Consider the following 13,923-nt stretch of genomic DNA (forward strand, 5'->3'; position numbering starts at 1 on the left):
CGCGCTAGTGGGCTGCCCAGACAATCTGCTTGAGATCAATGCCTTCTTGGTGCATTTCCCACAAAGGAGACATCTCCCGTAACCGCTCAACTACCTGCACCACTTTGTCCACCACCCGGTCAATGTCAGCTTCAGTGGTGAAGCGGCCCAGCCCGAAACGTAGAGAGGAGTGGGCCAGTTCGTCGCCGACTCCGAGGGCCTTGAGGACGTAGGAGGGCTCCAGGGAAGCTGAGGTACAGGCGGAACCCGAGGAGAGGGCGACGGTCTCGTTCAGCCCCATCAACAGCGACTCCCCCTCCACAAAAGCAAAGCTCAAGTTGAGGTTGTTGGGTAAACGCAGGGTCTCGTCACCATTCAGGTAGACCTCGGGCAACCGGGCCATCAGTTTTGCTTGAAGCTGGTTACGGAGAGCCAAGAGTCGAGTGGATTCCTCTGCCATCTCGGTTACGGCTAGTTCCGCCGCCGCTCCGAGCCCGACAATCAGGGGTACATAGAGGGTCCCGGAACGCATGCCCCGTTCGTGCCCACCGCCATGCATCTGGGGAGAGAGCCGGACGCGGGGATTTTTGCGCCGCACATATAAGGCTCCAATGCCTTTAGGACCATAGAACTTGTGCGCCGAGATGCTCAACAGGTCAATCTGCTGGGCTTCCACATCTACTAGGACCTTACCTACAGCTTGGGCAGCATCGGTATGGAAGAGGACGCCCCGTTCCCGGCAAATCTGCCCAATCTCGGCGACGGGTTGAATCACGCCGATCTCGTTATTTGCCATCATCACTGAGACGAGGATGGTGTCTTCGCGGATCGTGCGCTTGAGTTGATCCAAGTCAATCAGCCCGTTGGGCTGGACTTCTAGATAGGTAATCTCAAAGCCTTTTTGTTCCAGGTACTTGGCACTGTCGAGGATGCACTTGTGTTCAGTAACTGAGGTGATGAGGTGCTTGCCCTTATCCTGGTACATCTCCGCCACGCCCTTGAGGGCCAAGTTATTGGACTCGGTTGCACCACTGGTGAAAATAATCTCTTTCGCGCTGGCATTGATGGCGCGGGCGACCTGTTCACGGGCGTGTTCGACGGCTTCTTCCGCTTCCCAACCGTAGGAATGATTACGAGAAGCGGCATTGCCAAATTTCTCGGTGAAGTAGGGCAACATGATATCGAGAACCCGCTGGTCCACGGGCGTCGTTGCATTATTGTCCAGATAAATCGGACGGGTCATCGCTAAGCCTCATCGTGGTGCACTTGCCTGAATACCATACTAACTTAGTATTGTTTCTCAACCCAGCCCCAGTCCGCTAATTCTCAGTCAGAGCAGCTCTCCAAAAGCCCTGTGTTACGCTTGAATCGTCTGGTTGGGCTTCAAGGAGTAAGGGTTATGCCGCTAGAGACTGAGCGTGGGTTGCCTGTCACCATCATCACGGGTTTTTTGGGGAGTGGCAAAACCACCCTGGTCAACCACATTTTGACTAATAATCAAGGCATCAAAACGGCGGTTATCGTCAATGAGTTTGGGGATATCGGGATTGACAGTGCTTTGATTGTCTCCACGGACGAGAGCATGATTGAACTGGATAACGGCTGTGTCTGTTGTACGGTGCGCGATGACCTAATCGAGGCCACCCTCAGAATTTTGGAACGGACGAACCCGGTGGATTACCTGATTATCGAGACGACGGGTCTAGCGGACCCCGCGCCGATTGCTTTGACTTTCATGAGTCCGCAGTTGCGGCCCTTGACAAGGTTGGATGCAATTGTGGGCCTAGTGGATGCTGAGAATTACGCGCCCGACCTTTTCAATTCTGAGACCGCACTCAATCAGATTGCCTACTCAGACATCTTGCTCCTTAATAAGGCCGATGTAGTTTCCCCGGAGCGACTGGCCCAATTGACCAAACAGATTAAAGAAATTCAACCCGAAGCTCCAATTATCCCGACTCAAAATAGTGTCGTGGACCTGCGGCTGATCCTGGATGTGGGTGCTTTTAAGGTAGATAAATATCTCACGATTCAGGACGAAGGGCATGACCATCACGATCATGCTCACGAACACGATGACCATGAGCATCACGACCATGCTCATCATGACCACCCTACTCACTTTGAGGCTGAGGGCTTTAGTTCAGTTTCCATCGAGCTTGCCGAACCCCTAGCTGTCCAGAAATTACAACGCTTCCTTGATGAATTACCCGCGAATGTCTTCCGGGCGAAGGGCTTTTTGTGGGTGAAAGAAAGCCCCGAGTGTGTTATCTTCCACCGCGTCGGGCAGCGGGTGCGGCTGGATTACGAGAAATGGAAGATGACCCCGCAGAACCAAGTGGTTTTCATTGGTCAACACTTGGACGCAGAACGCATCCGCCAAGGTTTCCTGAACTGTGTCGCTAGCAAAACCAAGACCAAACCCCGTGGTTTCGTGCGCTAGAGGCTGGCGGGGGGACCGCCACTGCCTTGCTTAATTCATTAAGTAATATTACAATCCAATAAGAAGTGTTAAGTGGAGCTGACCCATGGTGATGAACTTTCTGGCCCCGCAGTCGCCTACTACCGAAGTAGATCTGGATTTCAAGACTTTTTTTGTGAGTTTAGTGGAGTCGGCCTGTCGTGATGGCTTGACGCTCGCTGACATTGACCAGGAAATCGCTGGTGTTCGTGAAGGTTTGGACGTCCCTGGTCTAGAAAGCTGGCCTCTCAAGGAGTGGGCTACCCAGACCTATTGGGCCTATCAAAATAATGTCCGTGCTGCGGCAAAAGTGGAAGTCTGTGGTCTCTGTGGCAAGATTGCGCCCTACCGCGAACTCAACTGCGCTAGTTTTTGCCCCTACACCCGCTAGGCTCTGTCTGCTGAGGACGGGAACGAGTTTTTGGATGAACAAGGTTCACGCATCAAACTAAACAACCTAGATGTAAGGGGATGGCGAGTAAGGGGAGCAGAGCCAAGAGGAGCCAGACCCACAACCAGTTCGTTGTCGGTTTTGTCGGTAGAGGTTGCAGGAGGGCTTGGACTCGTTCGCCTAAGCGGTAATCGGTGTCTGCCATGCCCGCACTCCAAACTTGCGTGTGGGCGGTAGGGTGCGCGACCACGAGGAGCAGAGCTTCCGCGAGTAAAAGCGGGTCGGTGCGCTCACAACTCCAACGGTCTGCCCGCAATTCCCGCAGAGCGAGCAATTCCTGCCAAAGTAGACGGCTCTGGGGTAGCCAAGCCGTAGCCCGTTGCACCCAACCTAGCCAGAAGAACCAGAAGGTATCCCGGTAATAGGCGTGGGCTTCTTCGTGACACAAGGCCGCTTCGAGTTGACCCGGGCTGAGGGCATTGAGGAGCCCCTGACTGACCACCAGTTGCGTCTTCCAGAAACCAACTTGGGCAATGAACAGACTAGGTTCTGGCATGAGCAGGGCTGCGCGTCCCCGGACCATGATTTGGGGATAGTCCCGGAGTAGCTGGTTTAGGTGGCGTCCCTGGCGGACCAAGCTCATTCCACAGCCGACCGTCAGTCCAAGTAAGCCCAGGGCCAAACCATGCATCAAATAATCGTCTCCGTGGAGCAACGTGAGGTGGTCCGGGCACATCCCCAGAGTCGCAACCGCCGTACTCCACAACAACACAGGCGGGAACAAGAAATAGCCCAGCACCCCTTGCCAACCCAGGACCCCCTTTCCCTGCCACCGGACCCCCCAAGATAACAACAGAGCCACCGCCGCCATGACTAGGTGCAAGGGTCCTCCTTTTGACGCGCCCGCCGCGCCGTCTCAATTGACCGGGCAATCGCTTCTAGTTGCTCTCGACTCGCCGTATCCAGATCATCGGTCAAAGTCGCCATCAACTCCGGGGTCCCCACCGCCAAAAATTCCCGCAGACGACTATTCGCTTCTAGGACTGCTGCCTCAGATTGAGAGACCAGGACTCGCCACCGGAATACCCGCCCTGTCTCATCACAGCCTACCCAGCCCTTCTGGAGTAACCGACTCAGCACTGTCGTCACCGAGGAATGACTCAACTCCCGGTCGGGATCACGCAACAAAAACTCATGGACCTCACGGGCGGTCGCCTCCTGGAAGTGCCAAAGGATTTCTAGGATCTCGCGCTCTAGGGGGCCAAGAGTCAGACGGAGGGGGCGGTGGTCCGGCAGCGGCATGATGGATTGAGAAGTTGTACAGCTAGGTTAGCACTCGACAGCCCGTCGTTTGACAGTCCAGGGGACCCTGTTTGACTATTGGGAAAATTCCTCAGGTATGACTGTGCAACGCAATCTGCTACTTCTCTCGCTCTTGCTACTTACCCCGGTAGCTCTTGCTGAACCGATGACCAAAGCCCAGCTCCTTCAACAGGAAGGGACGACCTCCGGTACGCTGTCTCCCCAGACCCTGGCTCAGGTCCCGGAACCCAACCTCACCCCGGAAGAAGATAGTGGCGAGATTGACCTGCTCAACGAAGTTACTGTCACCGCCACTCGTCGCTCGACGCGGCTCAGAGATACTTCCAGCACGGTCTATATTGTGGGCCGCGAAGAACTGGAGCAAAAGGGAGCTAACAACGTCGGGGATGCCATCCGGGGGGTACCGGGGGTCCAGACCAACCTCTTTGGTGCGGGGTCCGATGTCCACAACAACTATTTCATCCGGGGTCTACCCAACTCGGGCCTAGGCATTTTAGTGGATGGGCGACTGATCACTAACCTCAACCAGGAACACTTTGACTTGGGCGACCTCCCGGTCAACAACCTAGAACAAGTGGAAGTCCTGACCGGAAGCGGGGCTGTTCTCTACGGCTCCAACGCCGTCGGCGGGGTTGTCAACCTCATCACCCGTCGTCCCACCGAGCCCTTAGAAGCCCGTTTCAAGACCGAGTTCGGCAGCTACGGCTATAGCAATTACTTGGCAAGCTTCGGCGGGAAGATGGAACGCTTTGGCTACATGCTCGATTACCAACAGTTCGACACCAGTAACGACTACTACTATGAGGTCCAGCGGCCCACTGGCTTGTTCACCGGGGTCCGGCCCAACGGTTATGTTAACGCCCGCAATTACAATGCAACGCTGACCTATGACCTGGATGAGCGTAATCGGCTTGCCCTGGATGCCTACGTCCGCACCAATACCCGGGGGATCGCGCCCTTCACGATTATTGACCCGACCCGTCCCCTAGAGACGGATGGTGAAGCCCAATTTGAAATTACGCGCTTGAGTACCGAATCCCAGGGTGTGGCCCTCACCTACGACAGCCAGTTGGGGCTGGGTCAGGATTCCGAGTTACAAGTGGTCCTGGGGCTAGACCATAACCGCATCACTGAGCAGGCCGGTTACGAACCGGAGGACTTGGGCGTTTACACCGATATCTCTGCCTTCAATGCTCAAGTCCGCCACAACTGGCAATTCGACCCGACGAATAATTTCACCTACGGCTTCGATTACATCCGCGAGTTTGGTAACTCTGCCGCCAATGATGGCAGTCTCACCAACTTTGACTCTGCCGCCGGACGGCCCGCCATCTTTGGGCTCTATACTTGGACGCCCAGCGAGACCTTGTTATTTAATGTCGGTGCTCGTTACACCGTACCCGACCCGCTCGTGAATGGCTCGTTCACCCGGACCCTATCGAGTTCCTTTGACCCTGGGGTAGGCGCACGGTGGCAGATTACTCCGACTTTGGCCCTGCGCGGCAACTACCAGAGCGTCTACCGTGCCCCCAACTTCAACGACCTCTTCGGAGCCACCACCCACATCGGTAATCCCTTCCTAGAGGCAGAGACCGGGACCTCCCTCGACGTGGGCGTGGACTGGCAACCGAGTCCGAGTACCCTTTTGCGCTTGACCTACTTCCATTCCGATATCAATAACTTGGTGGATTACCTGCTCGTTCGTAATTCCTGCGCTGCCAATGGCTTCGCCGAGGCTTCTCCTGAGTGTGTGAATGGACTCGCCGACGAGTCGCTGAATAACGACCCCGCCAGTAACGCTGAACGATTCCGGGTGAGTTATCCAAGACTCAGTACTTCGGGCTTAGAAGGTGCCTTCAACTGGCAGGTCTCGCCCCGCTTGGGCTTTTTCGCCACCATCACGCTCACCGATTCCCGCATCCTGGAAGCTCCCGATGCTGCCACCACGAATCAACAACTTGATGCTCTCGCGGGACTGGGGAGTGAAGGGCAGGACCTACGGGGAGTGGACCAAGCCGAGCGCGATGCTTTGATTGGCACCCAATATCCCCTGGTTCCCTTCAGCACTACCCGCCTCGGGGTGACCTATGAAGAACCCACCGGGTTCCAAGCCAGCCTTTTCGCCAACCTGTCGGGTCAGCGTACGGTGGATGTCAACCATGTCGGTCCTTTTGCCACGACCCACCCAGCGCGACTTGCCCCCGGTTCGCTGCTTGACGGTTACACGACCTTGGACTTCTCTGCCCGACTGCCCTTGACCTCAGCCATCGTCGCCAATGTGTACATTGACAACCTCCTCGGCACCTACTACGAACGCTCCTACGGCAATCCCGCGCCTAGTTTCAACTTCCGTGTAGGACTAGCCTACGGTTTCTAATACCATTGCTTAGAATTGGTGCGTGATTTAGTAGTTGAGGGACCATAGAGAACATAATTGAGGGTCGGGCGATGGTTGGGGTACTCACACTGCTCATTCATGAGGATGCTGTGATGCTCAGGTCCCTTATGGAAAAGCAAACCCAGCCGACTAGCCGCGAGAAGATTCAGGCCCCCTACCTACTTAAGTCAGGGATTATCAAGATCAGGCAGCACCTAGCCCAGGTCCTAGCACGCCACGCATCCACCCTAACGCGCTGGTTCCGCATCTATCATCCATCGTGTGGTTTTTCCTGTGATTTCCTGATTTAGCCGCTTTTCAGGTGAAATACACTACACCGCTGCACGGGATTACCAAGAACAGACTTTACGATATCTTTATCAAGTTCACGACGGTAAATACTTCTGCACGACCTGCCAGCCACTCGCCAGGACACCGAGTAAGCCCAGGAATAGAACGCCATTCGTCCCTAAATGTAAAGCTCTCGCCCAGGGCCGCCGGGGGTGGATTTGGGTAGCACTCCAGGCGGAGCACAGTACGAGTCCCAATACACCCAGCCCGGACCCCAAATGGACCGACTGCCCCAGGGACCCGAAATGCCCCAGCGTTCCCACAATGCCAATGCCAGACAGGAGGAGGGTCAGTCCGACTAAGCTCCAACCGAGGACCCAGTGCCAAGAGCGGACAAGCTTGGTTCCTCGGCCCTGTTGTCGGAGGTAGCGCAGGGTGTAGCCGCTGACGATTTGAGCGGCATAGACGATGAGGAGCAAGCCCATGGACCAAGCTGCTACCCGCCAGAGCCAGAGAAAGGAAGGCAGATGCATGGGTATCTCCGCTAATTTTTTCAGGGTAGCGGGTTCAGGCTTTTTTGAGTAAATCTTCCGCACCGTCGGCTTGCCAGGTTTGCCGGATCTGGGGCGGGAGATGAGCGGCGAGGATACCCGCTAGCTTTTGGCGAGTTTGGCGGTCTATTAGGAATATCGGGAAACTAATTTGTTGCTGGTTGCCGTCTCTCAGGATGAGGCGCACGCGCCCACAACCGGGGACAGGGGTAATTTCGGCGGCGGTCAGGTCTTGCCAATTCAGATGTAAAGCTAGGTGTCCGACATGACGGGTCAGGCCCGTTGCATTGGCCTGAAGACGGAAGGTGAGCAAGACCAGCAAGACCCAGCCTGCCGGGAGTGCTAGGGCTATGCCAGTGAGAGGGTTTTTGGTTATGGAGGCTGCCAGGAGGAGAGTAGCGGCGGCGGCGAATTGAGCGAGGTAGACAAGGGGTCCGCCGAAACGGATCGAGCTTGGGTTCATAGGTGGGTAGGGTGTCCTTCATGCGTAGTGGGGAGCCGAGGCAGAGAAAATTTCTTATTCTTGCTCCCTCACAAACAGGGTAGAGAGCGGTGGTTGGTCCCCGGCAAGCTTCACAGAAATCTTTCTGGAGCTACGAAAAGCTTAGTCGGTCTTGCGGAAATTTTGCAGACCCCCTGGAAAACTCAGGCGATCCAGCGGAACGGGACCCTTGCCGCAGATCTCTTAATGCCTTGGTCCCCCATTAATGGGGCGGAGGGGCCTGCTTAGCGAACGTATCACCCGAGCTTCATACTTTGGGTTGAGTCCCAATAACGGCGGCGGTCCTAGCCAAGCATCAAGAGCTCATGAGCCGCTGGGTCTGGCTCTATGGCAGGATAAAGCAGCACTCAGGGTGAGGCGATGAAGCGGCGTGTCGTAGTCTTGGGGAGTTTGTGGGGTCTGGGAGTCCAGGCTCAGCCCGTGGTCGAGCTTTTAGCCCCGAATCATTATCAAGTGACCTATGACAGTGAGGGTTTACGGGTCAAGGGCTTGCTCTGGTTGCCCGCCCGGACTCCAGCCCCGGGCGTCCTCTTCAACCATGATGGGAACCGGGGGGTCACGCCCTCTACCCAGGAACGTTGTCTGGAGTTATGCCAGCGCGGGTTCGTTGTGTTCGCGCCCAGCTACCGGGGGGAAGACGGCTCTGAGGGAGAGATTGAGATTGCTCAGGGTGAGGTCACGGATGTCCTCGCGGCTGCCACGTTCCTCAAGAGTCGCCCGGAGGTCCGCCCTGGTCCCTTGGGGCTTGTGGGCACCAGTCACGGAGCTTTGATCAGCCTACTCGCTGCCGCCCGGGCCCCTCAACAGTTCGCTAGCGTGGTTTTTGGGTATGGGGTGGCGGATATCTATGAGTGGTATGCCTACCTCAAACAGACCCAACGTCTCGGTAATGATCCACTCACGCTCAAAACCTACGGTCAAGGCCCCCAGGATGTCCCCGAGAATTTCCGTCGCCGTCACGGGTTAGCTGTCCTCGACCGCATCCAGGCCCCGGTGCTAATTCTCCAGGGTCGCCGCGATGTGATTGTCCCCCCCAGCCAAGCCCAAGAACTCCACGACATGCTCAAACTCCGCAAAAAACCTGTGGAACTCCAAATTTACCCGGAAGCGGGACACGGTTTCCTCATCTACCGCAACAAGATTATCCAACAAGTAGGCCGGGACTCCATCCGCTACCGCGAGTCCTTAGCGGCCTTCGAGACCACTGTGAAATTCCTACAACGGACCCTGCGCTACTCAGTCTAGGTAATCCCTGGTCGGGAAGGAGCCGTTAAGATTTATATGCAGAATCCATCTGAAACAGTGGTTCCTCCTTGAGAGAAAAATTCATCCTTTGCTGATAACTACTACGATTCAAGACGCTTTTCACTAATGGCTCATCGTCAATAGGACGGTCTACGTATTTTCACCATGATCATTAGGATGAGTCTTGACAATCCCCTACGCTTCAATCTACAGTTTGCGAGGTAAGTAAAACTAACTACACAACCGAAACCCTCATGCCCAACCTCCTCCAAAACCTATTCCTTAACTTAGGGTCCACCCCTCAAAAAAAGAACACCCATTTTTTCCAGAAACAGCAAGTTTTCCTAGGTAAACTCCTACTCTTCGCACTTATCTTTCAAAATCCACTTTTGGCTCAAAATAAGAGGCCAGTGGAGACTAAGGCAAGACAGGAAGCACCTTCTCCAAAGATTCGTCAGTCATCTCCTTACCCTGCACAAGTTAAACCAACGCCCTACTCGATAGGTCCAGACTCAGGTACAAATGTAATTACCTTCGACGAATACCCAGTAGGTACAACAATTGCCGACCAGTACGCTGACAAAGGAATTCTTTTTAGTCCACATCTTCTTATTCACGATGACAAACGGAATTTTCCAGCCATTATAGATGAAGGTAATCCAAGTCCCGGTTTGTCGCCTTGTGAAGAAGATTTAGTTTCTCATTTATCTTGCTACGCTAGAGGTTTAGATATATTTAGTAGTTATTTTGTGGAAGAAGTGTACTATATTAAAATGTGGGTGGAGGGAAGCTCAGGTTTTATTTGGTGGTTTGACGGACCTGGTAACGTGCTTGGTCATAGAAGTCTCGCATCTCTTGATGAATTACTGGAAGATGATGGTGTAACAATTATTCCAGATACACCAGATACAAAGGAACCGTATGGTTCAACAATTACTATTGAACAAACGGGAGTTCGTAGCTGGGATCTTATTAATAGTTCATTTATTGACAATGTTGTTGTTAAGTTTCCATTGATAAACTCAGTTCAATTTGAAGCTATCAACAGTCCTCTTGACAATAACCCTAATGCAGGAGGCGGACAGCGTATGTTCCCTGAGAAATCGAAAGGGTTAGATAAAACCACAGTTAGAGTTAAAGTGGATTTACAGTTACCTCGTAAGGGCAAGGTATATCTCGAGGTTTTTGATATGGATGATCCTTCTACAGATGAGGCTCCCGTGGATAGCAATGGTGCAAATGGAGGTGATAATAATGGGACGACCCAAGGAACGCTAAGCTCTACCGTTTTGGACCCTGAGAAAGATGGTGATGTTTCTCAAGTTACGTTTACCCTCACCAAGCAGCCGGGAGACAATTTCCGGGTAGTAGCAAGTACTAGCCAGAGTGAGCTAAGTGGGATTGTGGTTGATGGCACAAAATTAATGAGGTATGGAAAGGAGATAACGGATGATGCCACGCCTGCCGAGACGAAAAGTACCCCAATGTTGACGGTGTGGCGCAAGTTGCACATTGAAGTGGACTCCATGGGTGTCGTATCAGGCAATCAAGTCCAGGGAACAATTACAGGTCAAGTTGAAGCAGGAGGCGAAGTCACTTTAACTACCGACATCACCCAGCCACTCGAAATCAATAGATTTGAGTTTGGTAAGCTCTACCTTCTGAGGAATGGTAGAGAAGTTGGTAGTGCCTCTGTCGTCAGAAATGGTACGAACACTGTGATAATCAGAGGCGCAGAGTCTGGTTCAGTTCCTTCTTTGGTCGGGCTTCAGTTTAGACTAGTGGATGATGACAACGTTGGTAACTTCAATTCTCCCAATGGGGATAGCGGTGTAAACGTTCCAGCACCGAATCTAAGTTTGATGCAGACAAGCGATAGTGCTTCGGTCAACGTGTTTGCACCTGCTTACGTGGTACCAACCTATGATTGGGGTACTACAGGTAATGACATTCCATTTGTTCTCAACTCTCCCGCCACCTTAGATGGACAGAGAAGTATTTACAGGTTTGATCAAGCTGCAACAAAGGCAGACCCAGATTTCTGGACAGTTTACTTGCTAGGATGCTATCAAATCTCTGATTCAAATGAATTTTCAGATGGAGATCCTAATGAACTCGCACCTGGTTTAGGTATAGACATAGCTGGCGGACTGGCGGACGGTGTGTTAAACGGAGTACCAGGAGACGGAGCATGTGTTTTTACTGACACTTTGAGGGAGAGTGTAAGTCCTAACAGTGCAGTCACTGCTGCACATGAGGTCGGTCATCTTCTAGGTGGCGAGCATATAGACGACGGGTTGATGGCACAGGATATTAGTCGTAATAGCTTTGTGTTTACTGGCAAAACACTTGACAAGATTAGACGAACAATTGCCCCATGAAAATTTCACCTAGGAGAACAAAAATGAAGATAGAGCAATGGCTAGACTGGCTCTCGGAAAAACTGTTCGGTATTAACTTTGTCTCTTGCGTTCTAAGACTCCTATGTCTTTTACTTGTACTCACATCACCTACTTTAGGACAGCCAACAAGGGAGGAACGGCTTACTAAAATAAGAGAGCTTATTGAACAATCCAAGCAGGATTTTTCCAAACTCTCCCTTGAGCTAAAGCTTGATAAGGCAAGCTATTTGCCCGGAGAACAAGTTAAGTTAGTGTTCCAAGTTGTCAATACATCAGATGCTTCCGCTGTACTTGAGCGGCCTTCAACCAAAGTCGGGACGTTAGGTATACACATCATTGACACTATGAATGTTGAAAAAAAATATACTGGCCCCTCTTGGGGAATTATGGGTAGCGGGTCGTTTTCAATTGCTGAGCCAGGAAAATCCGTTTCATACGAATCTGTCATGCTGTGCAATCATCGCTCAGACGCATACATTGATGATAGAAAATTCATGCGAGAAGGTCTTGAATCAGGCTTTCCTTTTCTGAGGGTTGGCACTTACTATGTTGTAGCTAGGTATGGTTCTAGTTATTCAAACTACATTGAGTCTGAACCTGTCAGGGTTGTGATAAAGCAACCGATAGGAGCGGATTTAATCGTTTGGAACACGATTAAAAGTAACCCTCTCTTCGCCTGCTTTCTCGAACTAGGTGTTCCTGGAGACTATGAACAAGTAGAAGAGAGTCAACGAATGGTCGCCACCTTTGAGGATTTACTCCTACGCTATCCCAGAAGTACCTACGCCCCGTTCATCCGTAAAGCGTTAGAAACATTCCGTGGGGAATACAAGTGGATTGAAGAACGCTGGGCCTCAGGCTATTACCCAAGGCCACCCGCACCCACAGCACCCAAGATACAAGCCCCAACCGTTGTAGCAAACGATAACTTCACGGCTGCCATCCCGCTAACAGGCTCCACCTTCTCCACCTTAGGCACAACGGTTGGAGCCACGAGAGAGCTTGGTGAACCCCAGCATGGTAACACCTGGGGCGGTAAATCGGTGTGGTGGTCTTGGGTTGCGCCTATTTCTGGTACTATTTCACTCAGCACCCAGGGCAGCAGTTTCGATACAACTCTCGGCGTTTACACAGGCACATCCTTGTATGAATTGACCAACATCGCGGCAAACGATGACATTGATCCTAAGACAAACCGGAACAGTGAACTCACGTTCAAAGCTACGGCTGGTCAGCTCTATAGAATAGCCGTGGATGGTTACACCGGAGCGGCTAAGGAAGCTCCTTCCGGTAGTATCTCCCTTAGCTCAAAGTCGAGTAGCGGTCCTATTAATGATGACTTTGCTGACGCAACGGTTTTACCCAGCAGTACTACCCTCTCAGTAACCTCTACTAATGTTGAGTCTACTAAGGAACTCAATGAACCTAAACATGCTGGGCGACAACCGGGACGTTCAGTTTGGTGGTCTTGGGTTGCTCCTGAATCGGGTACCGTTTCGCTTGATACTATAGGTAGTAATTTTGACACTGTGTTAGAAGCCTACACAGGGGCCAGCCTAACTAATCTTACTTCTTTAGCCAGTGATGATGACATGGGTGGTAATTCCACGAGTAAACTAGCTTTTACTGCAACCGCTGGTCAGACTTATTTCTTTGTAGTAGATGGTTACGCTGACAAGACTGGAAACATCACACTCAACTTGCGCTTAAAAACTCCCACCGTCTACCCTCCTGTAACTATTACATCCTTCACTCCCACTAGTGGAGAAGCGGGATCGCTTGTTGTTATCACTGGTAATCCTTTTCTACTTGCGTTACAAGTTACGTTCAACGGCGTGTCTGCTGACTTTGGTATTGAGTCTGATACTAAAATTATCGCTACTGTACCATCTACTGCAACAAGTGGACCTATCGGCGTAAATGCATACGCCACGTCTGCTTTGAGTAGTCAGAACTTCTCGCTCCCCGCAACCATCTCTAACTTCACTCCTAAAAGTGCGCGACCAGGAACTCCCGTTATCATTTCTGGGACTAACTTTCTGGACACCAGTTCAGTTACCTTTAACGGTGTGATCGCCAGTTTTACTGTAAATAATAACGAACAAATCACCGCTATTGCACCCGACTCGACCCTTGGCCCCATTGCTCTAACTACTCCTGCTGGGGTCGTCATTAAGAAAGATTTTATTTTTAGTCCGGTCATTACTAGTTTTACCCCCACGGTAGGACCGGTGAGTACGTCGGTAACAATTACAGGCCAAAGTTTCTTCGGAGTTAAGCTGACAAGCATTTAAAATGCGTTATACTGGAATTATTCAATGTCCAAAAATGTTACAACCATGCTTAGTAAAGCTTCCTTTCCTCAGAAGAAAAGCAAATCCTGCAACGAGAGCTTTACGCT

The 13,923-nt window shown here is 52.1% G+C and carries 11 protein-coding genes; 6 read left to right on the top strand and 5 right to left on the bottom strand.

Annotated features, from left to right (window positions below):
• Positions 1-4 precede the first annotated feature (4 nt).
• Positions 5-1,222 carry an IscS subfamily cysteine desulfurase gene (locus HFM78_RS13100; protein ID WP_287129892.1) on the bottom strand — a complete coding sequence of 406 codons (1,218 nt, stop codon included), beginning with the start codon at positions 1,220-1,222 and terminating at the stop codon, positions 5-7.
• Between the two features lie 156 nt (positions 1,223-1,378).
• On the opposite strand from HFM78_RS13100, the gene HFM78_RS13105 reads away from it, so the two are divergent.
• Together HFM78_RS13105 and HFM78_RS13110 are read left to right on the top strand one after the other, a co-directional pair.
• Positions 1,379-2,422: a GTP-binding protein gene (locus HFM78_RS13105; protein ID WP_287129893.1), complete on the top strand. Its 1,044-nt coding sequence runs from the start codon at positions 1,379-1,381 to the stop codon at positions 2,420-2,422.
• A gap of 85 nt (positions 2,423-2,507) precedes the next feature.
• Complete coding sequence (locus HFM78_RS13110) at positions 2,508-2,831, top strand: hypothetical protein (protein WP_287129894.1); 324 nt, start codon at positions 2,508-2,510, stop codon at positions 2,829-2,831.
• 52 nt (positions 2,832-2,883) lie between these two features.
• On the opposite strand, the gene HFM78_RS13115 is transcribed toward HFM78_RS13110, so the two are convergent.
• Together HFM78_RS13115 and HFM78_RS13120 are read right to left on the bottom strand one after the other, a co-directional pair.
• Positions 2,884-3,714, bottom strand: coding sequence for a M56 family metallopeptidase (locus HFM78_RS13115; protein WP_287129895.1), 831 nt, complete (start codon positions 3,712-3,714; stop codon positions 2,884-2,886).
• Complete coding sequence (locus HFM78_RS13120; protein WP_287129896.1) at positions 3,705-4,133, bottom strand: BlaI/MecI/CopY family transcriptional regulator; 429 nt, start codon at positions 4,131-4,133, stop codon at positions 3,705-3,707. Before HFM78_RS13120 ends, HFM78_RS13115 begins: the two co-directional genes overlap by 10 nt.
• A gap of 103 nt (positions 4,134-4,236) precedes the next feature.
• On the opposite strand from HFM78_RS13120, the gene HFM78_RS13125 reads away from it, so the two are divergent.
• Complete coding sequence (locus HFM78_RS13125; protein WP_287129897.1) at positions 4,237-6,531, top strand: TonB-dependent receptor; 2,295 nt, start codon at positions 4,237-4,239, stop codon at positions 6,529-6,531.
• Positions 6,532-6,917: 386 nt separating this feature from the next.
• On the opposite strand, the gene HFM78_RS13130 is transcribed toward HFM78_RS13125, so the two are convergent.
• Together HFM78_RS13130 and HFM78_RS13135 are read right to left on the bottom strand one after the other, a co-directional pair.
• On the bottom strand, positions 6,918-7,355 hold the full coding sequence (locus HFM78_RS13130) for a DUF4079 domain-containing protein (RefSeq protein WP_287129898.1): 438 nt from the start codon (positions 7,353-7,355) through the stop codon (positions 6,918-6,920).
• Positions 7,356-7,389: 34 nt separating this feature from the next.
• Positions 7,390-7,836 (bottom strand): hypothetical protein, encoded by a 447-nt coding sequence (locus tag HFM78_RS13135; RefSeq protein WP_287129899.1) that lies wholly within the window; start codon positions 7,834-7,836, stop codon positions 7,390-7,392.
• A gap of 399 nt (positions 7,837-8,235) precedes the next feature.
• Between HFM78_RS13135 and HFM78_RS13140 the strand changes: the two genes are divergently transcribed.
• From HFM78_RS13140 to HFM78_RS13150, 3 genes are all read left to right on the top strand, one after another.
• Positions 8,236-9,120, top strand: a complete 885-nt coding sequence (locus HFM78_RS13140) for a S9 family peptidase (protein ID WP_287129900.1) — start codon at positions 8,236-8,238, stop codon at positions 9,118-9,120.
• Between the two features lie 254 nt (positions 9,121-9,374).
• Positions 9,375-11,501, top strand: coding sequence for a hypothetical protein (locus HFM78_RS13145; RefSeq protein ID WP_287129901.1), 2,127 nt, complete (start codon positions 9,375-9,377; stop codon positions 11,499-11,501).
• A 23-nt stretch (positions 11,502-11,524) separates the two neighbouring features.
• Complete coding sequence (locus tag HFM78_RS13150) at positions 11,525-13,816, top strand: PPC domain-containing protein (protein WP_287129902.1); 2,292 nt, start codon at positions 11,525-11,527, stop codon at positions 13,814-13,816.
• Positions 13,817-13,923: the final 107 nt, after the last annotated feature.

This window comes from Candidatus Cyanaurora vandensis (genome assembly GCF_013285555.1).
Classification (GTDB): Bacteria; Cyanobacteriota; Cyanobacteriia; order Gloeobacterales; family Anthocerotibacteraceae; genus Cyanaurora; species Cyanaurora vandensis.

Coding starts and splice junctions, on each gene's coding strand:
- HFM78_RS13140 (WP_287129900.1), top strand. CDS start 8,236: ATGAAGCGGCGTGTCGTAGTCTTGGGGAGTTTGTGGGGTCTGGGAGTC.
- HFM78_RS13110 (WP_287129894.1), top strand. CDS start 2,508: ATGGTGATGAACTTTCTGGCCCCGCAGTCGCCTACTACCGAAGTAGAT.
- HFM78_RS13150 (WP_287129902.1), top strand. CDS start 11,525: ATGAAGATAGAGCAATGGCTAGACTGGCTCTCGGAAAAACTGTTCGGT.
- HFM78_RS13105 (WP_287129893.1), top strand. CDS start 1,379: ATGCCGCTAGAGACTGAGCGTGGGTTGCCTGTCACCATCATCACGGGT.
- HFM78_RS13135 (WP_287129899.1), bottom strand. CDS start 7,836: ATGAACCCAAGCTCGATCCGTTTCGGCGGACCCCTTGTCTACCTCGCT.
- HFM78_RS13120 (WP_287129896.1), bottom strand. CDS start 4,133: ATGCCGCTGCCGGACCACCGCCCCCTCCGTCTGACTCTTGGCCCCCTA.
- HFM78_RS13130 (WP_287129898.1), bottom strand. CDS start 7,355: ATGCATCTGCCTTCCTTTCTCTGGCTCTGGCGGGTAGCAGCTTGGTCC.
- HFM78_RS13145 (WP_287129901.1), top strand. CDS start 9,375: ATGCCCAACCTCCTCCAAAACCTATTCCTTAACTTAGGGTCCACCCCT.
- HFM78_RS13100 (WP_287129892.1), bottom strand. CDS start 1,222: ATGACCCGTCCGATTTATCTGGACAATAATGCAACGACGCCCGTGGAC.